17 protein-coding genes are annotated in these 20,599 nt (G+C 67.3%); 7 read left to right on the top strand and 10 right to left on the bottom strand.

What is annotated here, in order from left to right; genetic code table 11:
- Positions 1-113: 113 nt before the first annotated feature.
- The 4 genes from H7290_RS13165 to H7290_RS13150 all read left to right on the top strand — a co-directional run bounded on the left by H7290_RS13165 (position 114) and on the right by H7290_RS13150 (position 5,410).
- Positions 114-1,940: a CDP-glycerol glycerophosphotransferase family protein gene (locus tag H7290_RS13165; protein ID WP_290514470.1), complete on the top strand. Its 1,827-nt coding sequence runs from the start codon at positions 114-116 to the stop codon at positions 1,938-1,940.
- A gap of 98 nt (positions 1,941-2,038) precedes the next feature.
- The gene (locus H7290_RS13160; RefSeq protein WP_290514469.1) at positions 2,039-3,016 is read left to right on the top strand and encodes a glycosyltransferase; all 978 of its coding nucleotides are present in this window, start codon (positions 2,039-2,041) and stop codon (positions 3,014-3,016) included.
- Positions 3,013-4,209, top strand: a complete 1,197-nt coding sequence (gene glf / locus H7290_RS13155) for a UDP-galactopyranose mutase (RefSeq protein WP_290514468.1) — start codon at positions 3,013-3,015, stop codon at positions 4,207-4,209. The genes H7290_RS13160 and glf overlap by 4 nt, the downstream gene beginning before the upstream one ends.
- On the top strand, positions 4,199-5,410 hold the full coding sequence (locus tag H7290_RS13150) for a CDP-glycerol glycerophosphotransferase family protein (RefSeq protein WP_290514467.1): 1,212 nt from the start codon (positions 4,199-4,201) through the stop codon (positions 5,408-5,410). Before glf ends, H7290_RS13150 begins: the two co-directional genes overlap by 11 nt.
- Here H7290_RS13150 and H7290_RS13145 read toward each other — a convergent pair.
- The 3 genes from H7290_RS13145 to H7290_RS13135 are packed head-to-tail and all read right to left on the bottom strand — an operon-like array spanning position 5,316 to position 8,948.
- The gene (locus H7290_RS13145) at positions 5,316-6,746 is read right to left on the bottom strand and encodes a DUF6716 putative glycosyltransferase (protein ID WP_290514466.1); all 1,431 of its coding nucleotides are present in this window, start codon (positions 6,744-6,746) and stop codon (positions 5,316-5,318) included. The two genes, H7290_RS13150 and H7290_RS13145, sit on opposite strands and share 95 nt — an antisense overlap.
- A gap of 40 nt (positions 6,747-6,786) precedes the next feature.
- Positions 6,787-7,680: an N-acetylneuraminate synthase family protein gene (locus H7290_RS13140; protein ID WP_290514465.1), complete on the bottom strand. Its 894-nt coding sequence runs from the start codon at positions 7,678-7,680 to the stop codon at positions 6,787-6,789.
- Positions 7,677-8,948 carry an acylneuraminate cytidylyltransferase gene (locus H7290_RS13135; protein WP_290514464.1) on the bottom strand — a complete coding sequence of 424 codons (1,272 nt, stop codon included), beginning with the start codon at positions 8,946-8,948 and terminating at the stop codon, positions 7,677-7,679. Before H7290_RS13135 ends, H7290_RS13140 begins: the two co-directional genes overlap by 4 nt.
- A 225-nt stretch (positions 8,949-9,173) precedes the next feature.
- On the opposite strand from H7290_RS13135, the gene H7290_RS13130 reads away from it, so the two are divergent.
- Positions 9,174-10,460 (top strand): DUF6716 putative glycosyltransferase, encoded by a 1,287-nt coding sequence (locus H7290_RS13130; protein WP_290514463.1) that lies wholly within the window; start codon positions 9,174-9,176, stop codon positions 10,458-10,460.
- A gap of 77 nt (positions 10,461-10,537) precedes the next feature.
- On the opposite strand, the gene H7290_RS13125 is transcribed toward H7290_RS13130, so the two are convergent.
- From H7290_RS13125 to H7290_RS13115, 3 genes are read right to left on the bottom strand one after another with little or no spacing between them, the layout of a single operon-like run.
- Positions 10,538-10,903 carry a hypothetical protein gene (locus H7290_RS13125; protein WP_290514462.1) on the bottom strand — a complete coding sequence of 122 codons (366 nt, stop codon included), beginning with the start codon at positions 10,901-10,903 and terminating at the stop codon, positions 10,538-10,540.
- Entirely contained in the window at positions 10,900-12,324 is a 1,425-nt protein-coding gene (locus H7290_RS13120) for a bifunctional cytidylyltransferase/SDR family oxidoreductase (protein WP_290514461.1), read from the bottom strand. The genes H7290_RS13125 and H7290_RS13120 overlap by 4 nt, the downstream gene beginning before the upstream one ends.
- A gap of 26 nt (positions 12,325-12,350) precedes the next feature.
- The gene (locus tag H7290_RS13115) at positions 12,351-13,223 is read right to left on the bottom strand and encodes a siderophore-interacting protein (RefSeq protein WP_290514460.1); all 873 of its coding nucleotides are present in this window, start codon (positions 13,221-13,223) and stop codon (positions 12,351-12,353) included.
- Positions 13,224-13,259: 36 nt separating this feature from the next.
- On the opposite strand from H7290_RS13115, the gene H7290_RS13110 reads away from it, so the two are divergent.
- Entirely contained in the window at positions 13,260-15,200 is a 1,941-nt protein-coding gene (locus tag H7290_RS13110; RefSeq protein ID WP_290514485.1) for a M13-type metalloendopeptidase, read from the top strand.
- Between the two features lie 17 nt (positions 15,201-15,217).
- Positions 15,218-16,450: an MFS transporter gene (locus H7290_RS13105; protein WP_290514459.1), complete on the top strand. Its 1,233-nt coding sequence runs from the start codon at positions 15,218-15,220 to the stop codon at positions 16,448-16,450.
- 19 nt (positions 16,451-16,469) lie between these two features.
- Here H7290_RS13105 and H7290_RS13100 read toward each other — a convergent pair whose 3' ends face one another.
- From H7290_RS13100 to H7290_RS13085, 4 genes are all read right to left on the bottom strand, one after another.
- On the bottom strand, positions 16,470-17,549 hold the full coding sequence (locus H7290_RS13100) for an HTTM domain-containing protein (RefSeq protein WP_290514458.1): 1,080 nt from the start codon (positions 17,547-17,549) through the stop codon (positions 16,470-16,472).
- A 61-nt stretch (positions 17,550-17,610) separates the two neighbouring features.
- Positions 17,611-18,363, bottom strand: a complete 753-nt coding sequence (locus H7290_RS13095; protein ID WP_290514457.1) for a DUF5819 family protein — start codon at positions 18,361-18,363, stop codon at positions 17,611-17,613.
- A 94-nt stretch (positions 18,364-18,457) separates the two neighbouring features.
- Positions 18,458-20,266, bottom strand: a complete 1,809-nt coding sequence (locus H7290_RS13090; protein ID WP_290514456.1) for a choice-of-anchor G family protein — start codon at positions 20,264-20,266, stop codon at positions 18,458-18,460.
- A 153-nt stretch (positions 20,267-20,419) separates the two neighbouring features.
- Positions 20,420-20,599 (bottom strand): hypothetical protein (locus tag H7290_RS13085; protein ID WP_290514455.1); only part of this gene is annotated, 180 nt, incomplete at its 5' end.

The following is a 20,599-nucleotide window of genomic DNA, read 5'->3' as shown; positions in this document are numbered from 1 at the left end:
ATCCGGTGGGTCGGTGAAGGCGATCGAGGTGGGTACAGTCCGCTTCCTCTGGCGCAGCACGCCACGACGTCATCGCAGGGTGACGACGTGCCCGGCGTGATAATTTCGTGGCCATGGTCTCGCCCGTTCGAGCTGCTCAGGCGGCCACCCAAAGATTGGGCCGCACCGAGGAGCTGCCGGGCCTCGCCATGACGGTCGGCTCGCTCTTTCTCGCCCTCCTCTGCGCCGTCCTCGGCTTCGAGATCGGCGCCTTGGTCCTGTTGCTGGTGTCGGTCGCCGGGGAGGTCGTCTTCGAGAACCGGACGTCGAAGGCTTCGGAGCTGCTCGCCCAGGCATCGTTCGGCATGCCCATGCGCTTCACGTTGCGAGTGGTGGTCGGGCTCCTCGCCAGCGACCAGCTCGACAGCGACTGGGCCGTACGTGCCTTCGTGTTCTTCGCCGTCGGCTACGCCATGGTGCTGTGCGCCCGCGCACTGCACGAGGAGTACCGCCTGGTCGGACCGCTGAAGGCGATGGAGACTCGCAACATTCCGGGCTCACCCCGCATCCATCAGGATCCGCCCCGTCGCATCGCCGAGGTCGCGCTGACCCAGCTCCTCGTCCTGGCGCCCGCGCTGCTCGGTGCGCCCTCGATCGCCATCGCGCTCGCGGGGGTCGCGGCCGTCACGCTGCTCCTGCTCGTGACGATCCCCGACGTGCGATCGTCGTGGCGCATGCGCCAGCAGAAGCGGAAGACCGGCTTCACCGGCCCGCTGCGCGAGATCCAAGATTTTCTCGACGAATACCAGCCCGAGGTCGTCGTGCACCTCAGCGGACCTGCGACGGCGAACTATCAGATCAACACCTGGCTGGAGAGCCTGCAGTTCCTGGACCGCCGGGTCTTCATCATCCTGCGCGACCACCCGCTGTTCGCGAAGATGGGGTCGACGACGATCCCGTCCCTCGAGCTCATGGATCCCGGCGAGCTCATGATGCTCGACTTCTCGTCGGCGCGCATCGCGCTCTACCCCTCCAACACAGGCAACAACATCCACCTGCTGCGGCTCCCGACCCTCATGAGCGCCTTCATCGGGCACGGCGACAGCGACAAGAGCGCGTCCAACAATCCCTTCTCCCGCGCCTACGACGAGCTCTGGGTCGCCGGCGAGGCAGGCGCAGACCGCTATCGCCGCTCAGGTCTTGGCGTGCACGAGGACCAGTACCGCTACGTCGGCCGTCCACAGGTCCACGGCATCACTGCAGAACCGCTTCTCGGCGGGGAGTCCGTCCCGACCGTGCTCTACGCACCCACGTGGGAGGGGGTCAACCACGACCAGGAGTACTCATCGGTCTCGGCGCTCGGGATGAAGATCGTGGAGGCGCTGCTCGCGTCCGACCCGCCGGTGCGTGTGGTCTTCAAGGCCCACCCGTTCACGGGACAGCGCGATGCCAAGTACCGCACCGTGCTGATTCGCATCGCCAGCCTCCTCGACGACGCCGCGGTTCTCACCGGCATCGACCACCGCGTCATCAAGGGTGGTTCGATCAACGAGTGGTTCAACCGGTCGTCGGCGCTCATCACGGACGTCTCCAGCGTCGTCAGCGACTTCCTCGCCAGTGAGAAGCCCTACGCGGTCTTCAACCACACCGATCTCCACGACGACGCCTTCCGCGAGGAGTATCCCTCGACCAGCGCCGGCATCACGCTGGGCCGCGACGGCCGCGGCATCACTGACTTCATCGACGTCGTCACCAGCAGGTCCGCCGACGGCGCCGCTGCCGCCCGCGCGAAGCTGGCGACCTACCTGCTCGGGCCGCCGGAGCAACGCACACTCGAGTCGTTCGAAGCCACGATCGACGCCTTCATCGCCAGGTCGGACGCCGAGCGGTCTGGCTACCGCGGCATCTCCTACGCCCCCGAACCCACCGACGACGAGGTCGAGGTCGAGCCGCAGCAGTGATTGGTCGGTGCACAGTCCACCCCGCGGCTGCGGGAGGATCGGCACCGACATCGGCGACGACGGCTGAACAGGCTTCTCCCGCACGATAGGGTTGGCTGGTGAAATCGGCTCCCGGGAACATCGCCATCGCGATCGTGACGTTCAACCGATCGACCTACCTCCGAGAGCTCCTCGCCAGCGCCGCCGTGATGGACACCCCGCCGTTCCGCATCGTGGTCGTCGACAACGCCAGCACCGACGACACCCAGGACGTCATCGCAGAGGCGACGGGCAGGTTCCCTGACGGCATGATCGTCAACCACCGTCTCGACACCAACACCGGCGGCTCCGGCGGGTTCAGCGAAGGCACACGGGTCGCGCTCGAGCTCGGCGCCGACTGGGTGTGGCTGATGGACGACGACGTCGAGATCCTGCCCGATGCGATCGAGCAGTTCGCACCCTGGATGCAGCGGTTCAAGGTCATCCACGGCCGTCGTTACGACTTCGACGGGTCTCCGTTCTACTGGCAGGCCAAGTTCAACGAGTTCCTGGGCGTGCCACTGCCCTACGGCCGCAAGCAGTTCAATCGCGACGGCTACGCGCTCACCAACTCGGGCACCTTCGAGGGAATGCTCATCCACGCCGACATCGTTCGCAAGATCGGTCTGCCCGACCCTCGTTTCTTCATCTCCTGGGACGATGCCACGTATGCCTGGATCGCCGCCCAGCACACCGATGTCGTCTACGTCGACGCGTTCGTGCTCAAGCGCAAACGCGAGCAGAAGCAGATCAACCTCGGGATCCGTCACCTCAACGACGGCAGTGCCCTCTTCCGCTTCCACGTCATTCGCAACCGTGCGTACGTCGGGCAGTACTTCGACGAGTACGGCAAGCTCAACCGGTTCGGGTTCGGGCTCGGCACCGCTCTGACACTCGCGAAGGAGGTGTTCCGGCTCGTCGTCGTGCAGCACACGTTGAAGGGCGTCGGTGACCTGGTTCGCGGCTTCCGCGCCAGCCGCAAGCTCTGGCACGACACGACCTGGCGACCGATGGACCCTGCGGACGTGCCCGCCGAGATCCCGCAGGGCCTGTCGTGACCGACGCCGACCTCCTGGTCGTGGGCTCGGGATTCTTCGGGCTGACGATCGCCGACCGGTGCGCCCGCGAGCTCGACCTGAAGGTGCAGGTCATCGACCGGCGCACCCACATCGGCGGAAATGCCTACAGCGAGGCTGAGCCCGAGACGGGCATCGAGATCCACCGCTACGGCGCGCATCTCTTCCACACCTCCAACGAGCGGGTCTGGGACTACGCCCACCGCTTCACCGATTTCACGCCCTACCAGCACCGCGTCTACACGACGTACCGCGACGAGGTCTTCCCGATGCCGATCAACCTCGGCACGATCAACCAGTTCCAGCGGGCCGCCTACACGCCCGACCAGGCCCGGGCTTGGGTCGTCGAGCAGGCCGCCATGTTGACGCACGAGCCGGCGAACCTCGAGGAGAAGGCCATCTCGCTGATCGGCGAGCCGCTCTACGAGGCATTCATCAAGGGCTACACGGCCAAGCAGTGGCAGACCGACCCCCGCGACCTCAGCGCCGAGATCATCGCCCGGCTGCCGGTCCGCTACACGTACGACAACCGCTATTTCTCCGACACCCACGAGGGACTCCCGTCCGACGGCTACACGTCCTGGCTCGAGCGCATGGCCGACCACCCCAACATCACGGTGACCCTCGAGGCCGACTTCTTCGATGAGGGTCAGCCCTTCCACCAGGCTGCGACGGTCGGGCAGGTGCCCATCGTCTACACCGGGCCGGTCGACCGCTACTTCGACTTCGCGCACGGCGACCTGTCGTGGCGCACGCTCGACTTCGAGACCGAGGTGCTGCCGATCGGCGACTTCCAGGGCACCCCTGTCATGAACTACGCCGACCCCGGCATCGACTTCACCCGCATCCACGAGTTCCGGCACTTCCATCCGGAGCGCGACTACCCCACCGACAAGACCGTCATCATGCGCGAGTTCAGCCGGTTCGCCGAGCACGATGCGAGCGGGCGCGGCGACGAGCCGTACTACCCGATCAACACCGCACAGGACCGCGAGCGCCTGCTGGCCTACCGCGAGATGGCCAAGGGTGAGACAGACGTCCTGTTCGGCGGTCGCCTCGGCACATACAAGTACCTCGACATGCACATGGCGATCGGCGCGGCCCTGAGCATGTACGACAACAAGCTTGCTCCGCACTTCACCAGCGGCAGGGCACTCGACGACCATGGCCTCTGAGGCAAGGGTCGGCATCATCCGACGCCTGCAGCTGTGGGCCATCAGCCGCCTGCGTCGTTCGCGGTTCCTCCCGGTCGGCATGCCCGACAAGCTGACCGACGAGTCGCGGCTCGGCGTGGCGTTCACCCAGCAGGTCGTGCTCTACTTTCCCACTCCGCAGGACAGCCTCTACCAGCTCCGCCCCTGGTATCACGCGCTGAAGGCGCTTGACGACGTCCACCCCGTCGTGTGCGTCTTCAAGGACTCGCGGACAGCACGGGTCGTGCGCCACGAGACCGGCTTCGACTGCGTGACGCTCGCGCGTTACGGCCAGCTCGACGAGATCCTGTCCCTCAGCGACGTCAGGCTCGCGCTCTACGTCAACCACGACCCGGTCAACTTCGAGAGTTTGCGTTTCACCTCCGTCGTGCACGTCTACCTCGGTCACGGAGACAGTGACAAGGCGGTCTCGGTCTCCAACCAGGTCAAGGCGTACGACTTCTGCTTCTTGGCCGGGCAAGCGGCCCTCGACCGAACCGCCACGTCGGTGATGCTCTACGACGCCGTCGCGCGGAGCGTGCTGATCGGGCAGCCCCAGCTCGACGGGGCGCCCGCCGTGGTGCCAGCACGATCACCCGATGGACGTCAGACCGTCCTCTACGCCCCCACCTGGGAGGCCTCCCAGCCGTCGGTGTCGTACGGCTCGCTCGAGACGCATGGCACAGCGCTGATGACGGCTCTGTCGGGCACCTACCGCGTCATCTACCGGCCTCACCCTCTCAACGGCGTCATCCGGGCGTCGTACGCCGCCGCCGACGCCGTGGTGCGAGCCCTGGCCGACCGGGTCGACACCTCGGTGCCCATCGAGCAGTCGTTCGCCGACTCCGACCTCCTCGTCACGGACGTCTCGGCGGTGACCCTCAGCTGGCTGCCGACCGGCAAGCCGATGCTCGTGACCACGCCCGCCGTGCCGTACCCACCCAGCCGGCTCATGGACGTCGTGCCCCAGCTCGCGGTGGGTGACGATGCCGCCGTTGCTGTCGCCCGAGCACTGACCGCCGACCCGTCCGGCCCGGCGCACACCGACCTGATCGAGCACTACCTCGGCGATCCGACGCCCGGGGTCGCTACGGCGCGGTTCGTCGCTGCCTGCGAGGACGCCATGGAAATACGCGACCGCGCGTGGAGCGCAGCGAAGGAGCGCGGAGCCAACGGCACCTGACTTCCGTCCCGCCCGCGCTGGGAGTGACGCTCTTGCGGCCATAACCGGCGCGTCGCCTCAAGAACGTCACTCCCAGCGCGCCACGGTGACGATTGACCCACAGGCCCACCGCCAGCAGCCGTGACTCCACGACCTCGCGTCGGGTTCCCTGCTCTGGGACGAAGGCGAATTTGCGCAAGAGCATGGCGCGCACACGGTTCATCGAGGTGTTTTTCAGCTCGGGGTAGGCCGGCATCCCGGTCGTTCTCCGCAGTGCCAGCAGGCCCTCCACGCGGGCGAGCCAGGAGTTGGCCGACGAGTCGTGGAAGTAGTTGTCGTCCAGCCAAGACGGCTCGGGGTGACGGAACTCGGCGTCCACCAGGTCGCGCGCGGTGCCCAGCAGCCCGCTGCCCATCAGCACGATGTTGATCTGGTCGGCACCGACGCCGAAGTCGGTGAGCGCGAGGGCCGGGATGCCCTCATCGATCGCCTCGAGCAGTGCCGTGGAGCTGACGGTCACGAGCCCCACTGCGCGCCGGAGGTGCCTGCTCATCGCTCCGCTCTCGACGACGAGGTTGGCAGGGATGTGCTCGCCCGCCGACAACAGGCCGACCAGAAGTCGTTCGTACGAGTAGTGCTCCACATGGGTCTGCGGCTCACCCTCGCGGGCGCGCACCTTGATGACGACCTCGAGCGCCGGGTGGGCACGAGCCGTCTCGATCAGCTGACGCAGCAGCCAGAGGCGTTCACGCCGGGAAGCCGGGACCATGGCCTGACCTGCGAACACGATGCGGTTGCGGACCGGCACCTCCACCATGACGCTGCGCATCGAGTCAGGCTCGGCAGGCCGCGGCGCCGACGCAAGGAACGGCAGGGTCGCCAGCCCGTATGTGTGGGGGATGCCACGCTCGATGCTCGCCTGCGCGAACTCCCGCAGCTCGCGCCTGCTGTGCACCACGAAGACGTCGACGGCGCGACGGAACCCGAGCCCGTACCCGATGACGGGCACCGAGATGCCCGCCAACCCGCTGACCACCACCGGCCGATCCGAGGCGTTGGGGATCAGGCTGACCATCGCCTGCACGGCCGGCCCGCGGGTGGCGGCGACCAACACGTCCGGCCGCCACTCGTCGAGCAGGGAACGCAGCTGCCGCAGCCCGACACGCGGAACCCCGTCGGCGTCGAAGCGCGTCCCGTCGAGCGCCTCGGACAGCTGCCTCGGGCTCGGCTCGGCATTCCCGCGCGCAAGCACGAGGTGAACCGTCCAGTCCTTTGGGAGCTGGTTGGCCAAGGCCGCACCCCACTTGACGTAGGAGTCCGAGTCGGTGACCAGCAGCACCCTGGGGGTCTCGGTCACCTCGCGGCTCCCGACATTCCCATCCCCCTCCTGCGCCAGCTCACAGCGACAGCACCGTGCTGTCGGGCTCGCGGCGCAGCCGCTTCATCTGGGCGAACTCGCCCGGCATGACCCGCTTGACGCCGTCACCCAAGGCCTTCTCGATGACCCGGATGTCGCGCACGAGGCTCATGAAGCCGTGCGGCTCGAGGCTCGCTGCCTGGTCGGACCCCCACATCGACCGGTCGAGGGTGATGTGGCGCTCGACCGCAGTCGCCCCGAGGGTCACCGCGGCGACCGAGATCTGCAGACCCCGTTCGTGACCCGAGTATCCGACCGGCACGCGGTAGCGGGCGGAGAGCACCGGGATCATGTGCAGGTTGGCCTCCTCGGGAGGGAGCGGATAGGTCGAGGTCGCGTGCAGGATCACCAGGTTGTTCGTTCCGTGCACCTCGATGGCACGGTCGATCTGCTCGATCGTGCTCATCCCCGTCGAGAGGATGATCGGCTTGCCCGTCGCGGCCATCGCCCGCAGGAGCGGGATGTCAGTGACGGAGGCCGAGGCGACCTTGTGCGTCGAGACGCCCATCTCCTCCAGGAACTCCACCGACGGCACGTCCCACGGCGACGCGAACCAGTCGACGCCCTGCGTCAGCGCGTGGGCAGCGATCTCGGCGTACTGCTCACGCTCGAGCTCCACCTTGTAGCGGTACTCGAGATAGCTCATCTCCCCCCATGGCGTCTCGCGACGGGTGTTCTTCATGTCCGACGGCGTCGAGATCGCCGGCGTCCGCTTCTGGAACTTGACTGCCTGTGCGCCCGCCAGGGCAGCCACGTCGATGAGCTTCTTGGCCACGGCGACGTCGCCGTTGTGGTTGATGCCGATCTCACCGATGACGTACGTGGGACGCCCTGCTCCAACGATCTCGTCGCCGATCTGTACCCATTTGCTCATGGTCGTGCCTTTCGTCGTGGCGGAGTGGTCACTCGTGCGTCGAACCCGGCGAGCACGCGGTCAGCGAGCTCGCGGACGGCTCCGTCGCCACCGTGGCGGCGAAGCACGATCGTGGATGCCCTGTGAGCATCGGGATGGGCGCCGGCAACGGCCACGGGCCAACCGACGGCCCGGAGGCAGGCGACGTCGTTGACGTCGTTGCCGAGGTAGGCGATGTCACGCAGCAACACGTCCTTCTCCCGGGCCCACTCGATGAGCGCCGCGAGCTTGTCGGCGCAGCCGTCCACGACGTCGACCCCCAGCTTGGCGGCGCGGGCGCGCACCACGGCGTTGGTCTCGGTCGACAGGATCAAGAAGGGGATGCCAGCGCGACGCAGCTGGGCGACGCCCATGCCGTCGGACCGGTTGACCATGACGGACTCGATGCCGTGCTGGTCGACGATGACCCGGTCGTCGGTGTGCACGCCGTCGAAATCAGTCACGACGGCGCGAGCGTCGATCGGCGACGGCGTCCCGCCCGACGCCGTGGTCCGGTCGACGTCCCATAGCCGGTGGGCCTGCATCAGCTCGGCAAGTCGCAGGTCGTGCTCAGTGTCGATCTCGAGCGCCCCGGACGGGTCGACGTCGACGAGCCGCAGCCGACCGAAGAACCTGTGCCCGTGCTCCATGAAGCCGCTCGTACGCATGGCGTAGAACGCTCCCGTCTCCGTCCACCCGGGCGCACGATCCTGCCGACGCTGCCTGACGAGCGCGTCGTGGTTGACGCCCTCGGGGCCGTCGGCGCCGACCCGCCACAGATGTACGTCCGACGGCACGACGCTGAACGCGACGTCGCACGTGTCGTCGACGACCATGGCGACGGCGCGATCGATGTCGGCCGACCGCAGGAACGGGCTGGTGGCCTGCGCGAACACCGTCACGTCCGGCAGCCCACCCATCGAGGCGATCGCGCCAAGGGCGTGCAGCAGAGCAGACTCCGAGGACGCGAGATCTCCGGCGAGCTCTGCCGGTCTGTCGATGACGTAAGCCCCTGCGGCACGGGAGGCCGTCGCGATCTCGCTGTCGTCGGTCGTCACGAAGACCGTGTCGACGGTGTCGCTGGCCAACAGCGCCTGAACGGCGCGCGCCACCAGCGGCTCGCCCCCGAGGAGACGGAGATTCTTGCGCCGCACACCCTTGGAGCCCCCGCGGGCCGGAATGACGGCGCACACGGCTGCCGGGCGCGGCAGCACGACGGGCGTGCCGGTGGTGACGACATCCTGGCTCACAGCGCTCCCTCGGTCAGGCTCGATGACTTCCCCATGAACGCTAGGAAGGACGCACGTCATCGGCATGAACGCCAGCACCCGGGGGCACGAACGTCCCGGGTCCTGCCGGGGCTGCCGCGCCGCTGGGCGCACCGGAACCGACCAACCCCGCAACCGTCGACCAACAGCTCGTGAACGATCCGCTCCTCGCCGGCTGGGCGGCCCTGGGACAGATACGGTGCGCGAGTGTCACCTCCTCCCCGACGGACCGCCCTGCTCGTCGCCGCCTTCGATTCGCAGCTGAAGTGGTGCGCCGGGATCCGCGACGAGCTGGAGGCACGTGGTTTCGCCTGCCGCGTCGTCGTGCCCCACACCCGTTCGGCACTGTCGACCGAGCAGATCCACGACGCAGGCTTCGAGTTCGTCCACTACGTGTCGTGGCCCGACCTGGTGTCCGAGGCGGTCGCGTCCGGGGTCGTGGTCTGCGCGCTGTCCGGGCCGATGACGCGACGGCTCACGATCGAGGTCGCCCTCGCGTCGCCACGACGACACGGGCCCGATCCGGAGCCCGGGCCGATTCTCGTGTCGGGGTGGGTCGGCATCATCATCGAGAAGATCACCGCGGGGTATCTCGACCGGGCCGGCACAGATGTCGTCGCCGTCAACTCCGCGCACGACCTCGCCTACTTCCGCACGGTCGGGGCAACGCTCGGGCTGCCGATGGACAACCTCGTGCTGAGCGGGCTGCCGTTCCTGTCCGGAACTCCAAGCCCCGCGCGCACCGGCCCCATCACGTCGGTGCTCTTCGCCGACCAACCCACCGTGCCGGCCTCCCCCGTCGAGAGACGTCACGTCTACCGCCGACTCATCGCCTATGCCCGCGCACATCCTGACCGTGACGTCGTCCTCAAGCCCCGGCACCGGCCTGGCGAGGACACCTTCCACCGGATGGCGCACCACCCGGCCGACCTGGTGGCAGACGAGGACGTGCCGGACAACTTCCGCATCGACTACTCACCCATCGCGCAGGCACTGCCCGATGTCGACCTGCTGCTGACGATGTCGTCCACGGCATGCCTGGAGGCGATCGACCACGGCTGCCGGGTCGCGCTCGTCCTCGACCTCGGGGTGAACGAACGCTACGGAAACCACGTCTTCCTCGACAGCGGGCTGCTGCGCACCTTCGACCAGATCATCGATGACGACATCGGTTCGCCCGACGCCGACTGGCACGGGGGCTACTTTGGAGGCCGTGACCGACCAGCGAACGAGACCATCGTCGATCGCGTCGAGGCCCTCCTGGCTTCTGGGGTTCGACCGTCGCACGAGGTGTGGGAGAGCCCTTACTTCCGTAGCGCACTCGAGCTCGGCCTCGCCACGGTCGACGACACGCCGCGATGGATGTCGCGGGCATGGTCGCGGCGCGTGCGGCGCCACGGCGCGCTCGTCGGCACAGCCGCTTACGGTGCGGCCCTTCTCCTCCCACCCGCCGTGACTGTCCCGGTCCGCCGCCTGCGCTCCCGCTGGCAGTGACGCTCTTGTGGCCACGACCGGCGTGTCGCCACAAGAGCGTCACTGCCAGCGCGGACGGCTGGGGCGGGCGAGGGAGGTCAGGGAGCCTTGACGACCGACTCGGACTTCCACCTGAACTCGCCGCCGGGGCCGTCGATCTTGACAGCCGCCTTCGAGATGATGTCGTCAAGACCCGCGTAGCGGACGCTGCAACGGAACGTCGTGCCGATGGCCTCATCGACCTTCTCGGGGCACTTGATCCGGAGGTCGCGTCCCGTCCGGGCCTCGAGGCGACGCTCGATGTTGTCGACCACTCCCCCGGTCCCCATGTACACGATGGGCTTGTCCGTCGGCTCGGCCTGCGCCGTCTTGTCATCGGACCCCGAGGTTCTGATCAGGAACACGACGACGGCGATGAACACCACCACCACGATCACGAGCAGGACGTTGATGAGGGCCTTCACGACGACCCGCCACCCGTGGCAGCCGGGCCGCCCTCACGACGGATGTCGATGATGTGCCCGGTCTGGTTGGCGAGCAGGACGTCGAGCGACTGCCGGGCGACCTCCATCGAGCTGAGGAGCGTGCCGTCGGGCTCCTCGCCGAACGCCTTGGTGCGCATCGGGGTGCTGGTGCGCTCGGGGTTGACGCAGTTGACCCGCACCTCGCCCGACCACTCGTCGGCGAGCGCCTGGGTCAGGTTCACCACCGCAGCCTTCGCGGAGGAGTACAACGAGTAGCCCTTGCGACCGCGGGTGTAGGACGACGACGTGAACAGCAGCAGCGAGCCACCCGACGCCGCCAGGTGCGGGTAGAACTCCTGCGCGATGAAGATCGGCGCGAGATAGTTGATCTCGGTCGCCGCGAAGATGGTCTCCTCCGACGTCTCGGCCAGCTCGGAGATCGGGAGCACCCCAGCAGTGTTGACCACGAAGTCGACGGTGTCGGTCTCCTTGAGCACCAGCGACGCCGCGGCCGCGATGTCGGGACGTCTGTCGACGTGGGTGTTGGTCGAGGACCGCGAGAACGAGTGAACCGTCGCGCCGAACCCGCGGGCGAGGTCGGCGATGTCGCCACCGATGCCGTACGACCCGCCGAACACCACCATGGTCTTGCCGGCGAGCGCCTCGCGGTACTGCTCGTCGGTGAGCTGCGCGGGGGTGTCGGCGGAGTGCAGCTGGAAGAGCTTGTCGGCGATGTAGACGTCGATCGGCTCGGTGACCTTCATGTTGCGCTCGTGCCCCGGCACCACGGCAATCGGCACCTCTGGCAGATAGCGGAGCACCACGGTGCAGTCGTCGGTCGCGGTGAACCCCGGGTCCTTCCAGGCCAGCCCGTAGGCCTCGCGGATCACGGACAGCCGGAACGCCTGCGGGGTCTGCCCCCGCCGCAGGAGGTGCCGGGGCAATACATCCTCGATCGTCTCGGTGACCCCGGCGGGCGTGTCGTGGACCCGCACGATCGTGTCGGCCGACGGGATCGCGGTGTCGACGGCCTCGTGGGTGGCCAGGGCCGACACGACGTCGCTGATGATGGTCTGCGACACGAGCGGACGCACCGCGTCGTGGAACAGGACGTTGCACTCCTGCGTGCCCAGCGCCTCGAGGGCGCGACTCGTCGACTCGTTGCGCGTCTGACCGCCCTCGACGATCTGGGTCACCTTGTCGTAGCCGCCGTTCTGCACGATGGCCCGCACGGGGTCGAGGTGCCCCGGCGCCATGAGGATCACGATCTCATCGACGAGCGATGACGCCTCGAAGGCGGCGATGGTGTGCTCGATGATGGTCTTGCCGGCGATCTTGATGAGCTGTTTGGGGATGGCCATACCGACCCTCGTCCCGGTGCCACCGGCGAGGATGACGGCCACGTTGCGCAGTTCAGTCACCCGATGAGGTTACCGGCCGCGCACCCTCAGGATGCCCCCGGTCGCATGACGGGGTCGTACTGCTCGGCCTTCCAGACCCGGAAACCCTCCTCCGTGGCGCCACGCCGCCAGTAGGCAGACACCGAGACGTCGACCCGGGCCACTCCGCGGTCATCGAGCACGTGTGGTCGGACGGTCTTGAGAAGCGCCGACTCGCCGTGGATGAATGCCTGCACGCGTCCGTTCCTCCAGTCCCAACGGCGAAGAGCATCGTCGAGCAGCGTCGTCGAGCCGGGCTCGGCGTCACCCCGGTGCAGCCAGTGCACCTCGAGGTCGGCGACGGTCGTCAGCTCGATCTCGTCGGCCCGACCGTCGACCTCGATGAACGCGACAGCCCGGTCAGTGGGTGCGAGCGCCTCGAGCGAGGCCGCGATCGCCGGGAGGCCGGCCTCGTCGCCGACGAACAGGAGCCAGTCGGCGTTCGGATCGGGCGCATAGGCGCCGCTGGGCCCACGCAGGTGCAGCACGACGCCAGGTTGGGCGTTCGCGGCCCACGGCCCTGCCACGCCGGGCCCGTCGTGCGCGTCGGTGCCGTGCACCACGAAGTCGATCGCGACCTCCTCTGCGTGGGGGTCGACCCAGCGAATCGTGTAGGTGCGGAGGACCGGCCACGCCTCCTTCGGCATGGTGTCCTTGACCAGGTCGAGATCGAGCGGCTCGGGGTACTCGAAGCCATCGGCAAGGAAGACGAGCTTGACGTACTCGTCGGTGAAGGCACCGCCCGGAGCGCGGTCGTTCAGCTCGACGTGACGCGTCAGGAAATCGGCGAAACCGACTCCTCCGAAGACCACCCGACGCATCGCAGGAGCCAGTTGCTCGGTGCGGATGACGGTCATTCGGGCTGGCAGGCTCTTGCTCACGATGTGTAGCCTACGTGCGTGACCAACGGCATCGACATGACCCAGTTCGACACCACGATCCGCGTCCAGGACGACCTCTTCAGGCACGTCAACGGGCCATGGCTGCGTGAGACCGAGATCAAGCCCGACCGAGCCACAGCCGGCTCTTTCGTCGTCCTCGTCGACGAGGCCGAGGCCAAGGTGCGCGAGATCATCGAGTCCGCCGGGCAGTCCCCCGACGACGACGAGCAGCGCAAGATCGCTGACCTCTACGCGAGCTTCATGGACGAGGACCGCATCGAGGCCCTCGGTGCGCAGCCGCTCGAGACCGAGCTCGCACTGGTCGACGCGGTGACCGACGTCGCCGGTCTTGTCGAGACTCTCGGCATCCTCGACCGCCAGGGCGTCGGCAGCATCTTCGGCATGTACATCGCTCCCGACCGCGGCAACCCCGACCGCTACGTCACCCACCTCAGCCAGGGGGGCATCGGGCTGCCCGACGAGTCCTACTACCGCGACGACGAGTCCGCCACGATCCGCAAGGCCTACGTCGACCACATCACCACGATGCTGGGGCTCGCCGGCCTCGACGCCGCCGCGGGTCGGGCGCAACGCATCATGGACCTCGAGACGCGCATCGCCACGTTCCACTGGGACCGGGTCGCCTGCCGTGATGCGCAGAAGACCTACAACCCCCTCACGATCGACGGGCTCCGAGCGCTTCTCCCGGCGTTCGACTGGACGTCGTGGTCCAGCGGCGCCCGGGTGCCGGCGCCGGTCCTGGCCGACGTCGTCGTGTCGCAGCCCTCGTTCCTCGAAGGACTCCAGACTCTGCTCGTCGCCGCGCAGGACTCGCCCGGCGAGCTCGACGCCTGGAAGGACTGGCTGCGCTGGCAAGTTGTGCACAGCGCCTCGCCCTACCTCTCCTCGCCGTTCGTCAACGCCAGCTTCGAGTTCTACGGCCGCACCCTCAGCGGCACCGACGAGCTCCGTCCGCGTTGGAAGCGTGGCGTCGGCTTCGTCGAGGGTGCGATGGGCGAGGCAGTCGGCCAGATCTACGTCCGCACCGAGTTCCCGCCCGCCTCGAAGGAGCGCATGGGTGAGCTCATCGGCAACCTGCTCGAGGCCTACCGCGAGAGCATCTCCGCCCTGCCCTGGATGAGCGACGAGACCAAGAAGCGGGCGCACGACAAGCTCGACACCTTCAACCCCAAGATCGGCCACCCCGAGACCTTCCGCGACTACAGCGCGCTCGAGACCGCCCCCGACGACCTGCTGGGCAACGCCCGGCGCGCCTTGGCCGTCGCCACCGATCGCGAGCTGGCCAAGATCGGCGCACCCATCGACCGCGACGAGTGGTACATGACGCCGCAGACCGTCAACGCCTACTACAACCCGACGATGAACGAGATCGTGTTCCCCGCGGCAATTCTGCAGCCTCCGTTCTTCCACGCCGACGCCGACGATGCCGTCAACTACGGGGCGATCGGAGCTGTCATCGGCCACGAGATCGGCCACGGCTTCGACGACCAGGGCTCGCAGTACGACGGAACCGGTGCCCTCAGCAACTGGTGGACCGACGACGACCGCGACTCCTTCGAAAAGCTCACCTCGGCGCTCGTCGCGCAGTACGACACCCTCTCCCCTGACGGCGCAGACGACCGCACCGTCAACGGCTCCCTGACGATCGGCGAGAACATCGGCGACCTCGGGGGGCTCGGCATTGCCTACCGGGCGTTCCGCCTCACCGAGCCCGAGGCGACATCGATCGACGACCTGACCCCTGACCAGCGCTTCTTCGTCTCGTGGGCGCAGGCCTGGCAGGGCAAGGTGCGCCCCGCCGAGACGGTACGCCGCCTCACGGTCGACCCGCACTCCCCGCCGGAGTTCCGCTGCAACCAGGTCGTGCGCAACATCGACGCCTTCTACGAGGCGTTCTCGGTCGGCACGGACGATGCCCTGTGGCTCGATCCGGCCGACCGGGTCTCCATCTGGTAGTTCGGTAGATTGCTCGGGTGACCGAGATCTCCACCCCCGTCGCCATCGGCGGGTCTGTCCAGCGTCGTGTCGTGATGGTCCTCGCGCTCGTCCAGGTCGTCGGTGGCATCGGCAACGGCGCCGGCATCGCGGTCGGCTCGCTGTTGATCAAGGACGTCACCGGCTCCTCGGGGTGGGCCGGCATGGCCGTGGTCATGCTTACGCTCGGTGCGGCGGTGTTCACGATCCCGCTGTCGTCCCTCGCTGCACGCGCCGGCCGCCGACCCGCGTTGACACTCGGCTGGCTCAGTGGCGCGGCAGGCGCCGCCGTGACGGTGGTGGGGGCCGACACCGAGTCCCTCACGATCATCCTTCTCGGTCTGCTGCTGTTCGGCGCCAGCACTGCCGCCAACCTGCAGTCACGGTTCGCGGCCGTCGACAGAGCTGATCCCCGACAGATCGGCCGCGCCCTCTCGCTCGTGGTCTGGTCCACCACGATCGGTGCGGTGATCGGCCCCAACCTCACCGGCCCGGGTGCCTCGTTCGCCCGAACGGTCGGAGTGCCCGACCTCGCCGGACCAATGATGTTCTCCGCGGCAGGCTTCGGCATCGCCGGAGTGCTGACGTTCGCCCTCCTCCGACCCGACCCCCTCGTTCGCGTCGCCGGTGCGGCTCCGAGGGCTCGTGGCATCCGGGCCGCTCTGCCACACATGCGCGGGTGCACGCTGACCGCGGTCTACGCCATCGCGTCATCCCACGCCGTCATGGTCTCGGTCATGACGCTCACCCCGGTGCACATGCAGGACCACGGCGCGGCGCTCGAGCTGATCGGGTTGACCATCAGCCTGCACATCGCCGGGATGTTCGCCCTCTCCCCAGTCATGGGCTGGCTCAGCGACGCCTGGGGCTCCGATCGCACCATCCTGCTCGGACAGTCCATCCTGCTGCTCGCCGTCCTGGTGGCCGGTACGTCGGGCGATTCCGACCTGCAGATCACGATCGGCCTGACGCTGCTGGGCATCGGCTGGTCGGCCTCGGTCATCGCGGGCGCCGCCATGCTCACTGCCTCGTTGAACCACGACGTCCGGCCGGTCGTGCAGGGCTTCTCGGACCTGACGATGAATCTCGCCGGCGCCATGGGTGGCCTGCTCGCGGGAGTCGTCGTCGCGGCCAGCGGGTTCGGCACCCTCAATGCTGCTGCTGCCGTGCTCACGGTGCCGGTCATCGCTCTGGTGCTGTCGGGACGTCGCCTGTCCACCAGCCTGCTGTGACACGGCACGCCACCTCGGGTCAGCGCCTGGAGAACGTCTCGCGTACCCGGTCGATGACCGGCAGCACAAAACGGTAACGCGCGTCATCGACCTTGTCAGCGATGGCATAGCCCCGGTCGACGATCCAGTCGCCGGCCGGCCGAGCCCCCCGCAGCACGCCTGTCTCGATGCGCTGCCACGTGGTGTCGGCGACGAAGAGGCTCGTGACCGCGATCGTGGCGAGCGAGCTCCAGGGCAGCGCGAACACCACGGCGAAGAAGACGCTGACCGCCACCGCCAGGGCCAGCACGAGGCGGCGGGTGACCGGGTTGAGCAGCAACGGCCCGAAGAACAGCTGTACCAGCAGCACGGCGTACGTCAGGCTGGCCAGCACCACTCTGTTCTGGCTCAGAAGGTCGGACAGCCCGGGGAACGGGCGGTACTCGGGCAGCTGCATCGTGTAGTACAGCGCCGTCCCGTGCCGCCACTCGCTCTGGGAGATCTTGTCGAGGCCACCGGCCATGTAGGTGAGGATCGCCTGCGTCGCCAGGCTGAAGAGCCCGATGTTGTGAAGGCCCGTCGAGAGCCAGACCGGCAGCACATCGTCTTCCCGGGCTCGCGACTCGCGATCGTCCTCGGTGGTGTGTGCACGGCGACGACAGTCGAGCGACCAGTGCTCAGCGGTTCGCATCATCAGCATCCAGAGCAGCGTGAGGCGGACGAGATTGTCGCTCTGCGCGCCGACCACGGGGTTCTGACCGACAATCGCGATAAACCCCACGAACGTGATGACGTTGGCCGCCTTGGTGTGCCAACCCCCAACGAAGGCTAGCGCCGCCAGCATGGTCACCACGTAGACCAGGGTCAGGATGTCTCCGCTCACCCCCTTGAGAAGAGCGAGTTCGGGAAACCGGCTGATAACCCGTGCGGGCTCGGCCCAGATTGATGCCTGCCCCACCCACAAGTCGCGGGAGCTAAGGTTCGACAGCAACAACCCCAGCACCGACAGTCCGGTGGCGATCCGGCAGGCAGCCGCGCCACGAAGGGCGTGCTTGCGGCCGAACGCCCACGAGTCCAGCCACCTCCGGGCCTGGGCTGTGGAACCGCTGAGGCTCTCCATGACCCGCCTCATCCGGACCGGCCTCGGCAGGATTTCCCTCGCGGGGGTCTTTGCCGCCATGTCATTTTTTCACGTAGGAGTCGAAGGCAGTGCGCGCTTCGACCGAGCCGCGGAATGCCGGGCGCCAGCCGAAGTCGAAGAACAGGAAGGGGACATCGGTCAGAATCTTCGAATCGCGCTGGGCGTAGGGCGGCACGGTGCGCCGACCGACCCGGAACTGCACCTGGAGCACGTCGCTCTTGAAGGCCGAGCGGGCGTAGAGCGACGCAAACTGTGTGGCCATCTGGTCGTACGCCTGAAACGTGCGTGTCGTCTGCTGGCTCTTGCCTGCGCTCTCCAGTCGGACCCGTACGTCGCTGGTCGTGTCGTCAGCGGCGATCTTGCGCACAAACTTGCGCTGGGCGGGCTCGAGGCCGAACATCGCGAGGTTGAGGTTGGCGGCCAGACGCCGCGCGATCAGGTGCACCCGAGCCGGGTCGGGGTCGCGACCGGACGACCGGTCCTCGGTCATCGTCACATCAAGCCACTTCGTCAGGGTCGGCTTTGCCTTCACGTCATGCCGGACGTAGGCCCGGATGCTGAACGACTCATCAACGTACTGGGCGCCGAGACCCACGGTGTCGTTGCTCTGCTGGAAGTAGGGGTCGACGTACGAAGCGAGATTGGTGCTGCCGACCGAGCTGCGTATGGGGCTCGACGGCGCGAGCCACAGCATCAGCAGCGCCGCATGTGCCACGGCGAGGACCCCGAATCCCGTGATGACCCACTTCTGCCACGTCTGCGGCGACGCGGAGTCGTGTGGCTCAACCGTCATGCTCTCCTTCCGAAGCGCTGGTCGGGGCGGTCTCTGAGGGCCGGACGCACGACTGCCGGGCGCCAGGGGGCGACCGGCAGTCGTGGTGTACCGACTAGATCTTGCCGAGTCGACGCCTCTCGTTGACCAGGACGGCACCACCGAAGAGCAGCAGCGCGAGACCAAGGATCCAGAACGGCATCAGGTTCGGTGCACCCGTGCTCGGGAGCGTCGTCGTCACGTCGGCGTCAGCCTGCGAGTCCGAGTCCGCAACGGCATCGGCGTCGGAGGTGTCAGCTGCCACGTCGCCGTTGTCGGCCTGCGCGTCCGTGTCGGATTGTGTATCGGCCTGCGTATCCGTGTCGGCCTGCGTGCCCGCGTCGGCCTGTGTGTCGGACTGGTTGTCGTCGGCAACATCGGCAGCATCGAGCCCGACCAGTGCGTCGGCAAGCTTGACGCTGGCCAGGTTACCGCGAGCGACCGCGATCTTAAGCGCGGCGACTGAGTAGTCCTTGCCCAGCACTGCCGGGTCGACCGTTGTCGCTGGCCCGGAGCCGGTGCTGACACCCTTATCGGGCTGCACGTTAGCCGTGAGGGCCAGGAGCTCCTGGAGGTTCGTCGTGAGGGTGGCCAAGGCCTCGTCGATCGGCGTGCCGATCGCGTCGAGCGCGGTCGACAGTCCGTCGACAGCGGTCTGCAGCGGTGCCGTCAGACCGGAGATGTCGACCTTCGGGATGACGACGTTGCCACCCACCTTGACCTCGACACCGACATTGTCGGTGACCTGCTTGATGATGTCGGCGAAAGCCGATTTCAGAGTGGTTTTTACCTTGCCGGCGATGAGATCATCGGCGAGGAATTTCACGAGGTCGGTGTTCGGGCCGAGCTCGTCGATGTTGAGGCTCGGGTCGCTGGCTTCCAGGACCTTCTCCAGGTCGATCGTGACCTTGCCGGTGGCGAAGTTGACGGTGACTCCGTCTTTGGTGAAGTTGGTGAGGCCGCTGTTGACGGTGCCGAGGCCCGTGGCGTTGAGCTCGACGACGTTCTTGAGCTGGTTCTGCAGCTCCGTCGGGAGAGCGTCGGGAAGCTTGCACAGGTTCAGGTCGGCCGGAAGCCGTGTGGCCAGATCGATCGCCTCGATCAGCGGCCCGACGACCGGGAGCGCCTTCAGAGTTGCGAGACTGACATTAAGGGTGTCGCCGACCAACGGGCACACGTCGTCGAGCGAGAGGCTGACGTCGTTGATGTTGCCGCGGCCCGTGTTGACGGCGCCGTCGATGTCTTTGGTGATGTCGGCGAGCAGCGGCACTCCGAGGTCGAGCTTGACGGTGCCGATCTGGTAGTCACGGACCGCTTCGCCGCCGGAGAGGCGGGCCGAGCCGGCGGGCGCGCCGGTCGTCAACTTGAACGAGGTGAGGTTCGCCATGTCGAGCTGGCCACCTGTGAGGGAGAGCGTGGCGTTCGACGGGAAAGTCGTGTTGTCGGGGTTCAGGATGGCGCCGGTGTCGGCAACGGCGCCGGAGTACGCGTCGGCCGTGCTCGTCGACCCGGCCCTGCTGTACTGGTTGGCCGCGGCCGTGCCTGCACCCGGGCTGAGAATATCGGCCAGGTTGAAGTCGATCCCGCCTGGGAAGTTGATCGGGATGGCCTTCAGCACCGTGACGCTAAGCGGGTTCGCGTTGGGACCGTTGTCGTCGTTGAGCTGGTCCGAGGTGTCCTCGGGGTCGTTGGCCGGGTTGGACGCCTTGGTGCCCTCAAGCTTGACGACGTCGTCGAGCGAGGTTGTTCCGAGCGTGCCGGTGACGAACCGTGCGGAGGCGTGGGATTTGGTGTCGACCGCCGCGTTGGCTGAGAATGACAGTCCGGCTGTGGCGATCAGTGTCGCCAGGCCTACTGCCAGGGAATTCTTGGCAAGCTTACTCATCGAGGATGGCTCCTTGATTTCATTTTTATTGGAAGTTAACGCACGGATCGCAACGTAAAGTTATTCACGAGGAAGTTTGCCGAGCGACAATCGAATCACATTCTTAGTAACGAAGTGACCGAACTCGAGTTATGACGCTAACTTTATTGTGACTTAAATCACAATTGGCGAAGAGGGATCAGATTCCGATTCAGCCCCGCCACGGCGGCCGCGAATCCACTCGGCGGCCCGGATCCACGACCGATCACTGATCAGGATCATGTCGACCGCGATCATCACCAGCGAGAAGTACAGGATCCCCATGAAGATGCCGATGGCCAGGTGCATCCCCGT

The sequence above is a fragment of the Aeromicrobium sp. genome (assembly GCF_014378035.1).
In the GTDB taxonomy this organism is placed as follows: domain Bacteria; phylum Actinomycetota; class Actinomycetes; order Propionibacteriales; family Nocardioidaceae; genus Aeromicrobium.
The sequence above is the reverse complement of the archived record's forward strand: the minus strand, read 5'-3'. Positions and strand labels throughout refer to the sequence as shown.

Coding starts and splice junctions, on each gene's coding strand:
- H7290_RS13165 (WP_290514470.1), top strand. CDS start 114: ATGGTCTCGCCCGTTCGAGCTGCTCAGGCGGCCACCCAAAGATTGGGC.
- H7290_RS13095 (WP_290514457.1), bottom strand. CDS start 18,363: ATGACGGTTGAGCCACACGACTCCGCGTCGCCGCAGACGTGGCAGAAG.
- H7290_RS13140 (WP_290514465.1), bottom strand. CDS start 7,680: ATGAGCAAATGGGTACAGATCGGCGACGAGATCGTTGGAGCAGGGCGT.
- H7290_RS13090 (WP_290514456.1), bottom strand. CDS start 20,266: ATGAGTAAGCTTGCCAAGAATTCCCTGGCAGTAGGCCTGGCGACACTG.
- H7290_RS13150 (WP_290514467.1), top strand. CDS start 4,199: ATGGCCTCTGAGGCAAGGGTCGGCATCATCCGACGCCTGCAGCTGTGG.
- H7290_RS13100 (WP_290514458.1), bottom strand. CDS start 17,549: ATGGAGAGCCTCAGCGGTTCCACAGCCCAGGCCCGGAGGTGGCTGGAC.
- H7290_RS13110 (WP_290514485.1), top strand. CDS start 13,260: ATGACCCAGTTCGACACCACGATCCGCGTCCAGGACGACCTCTTCAGG.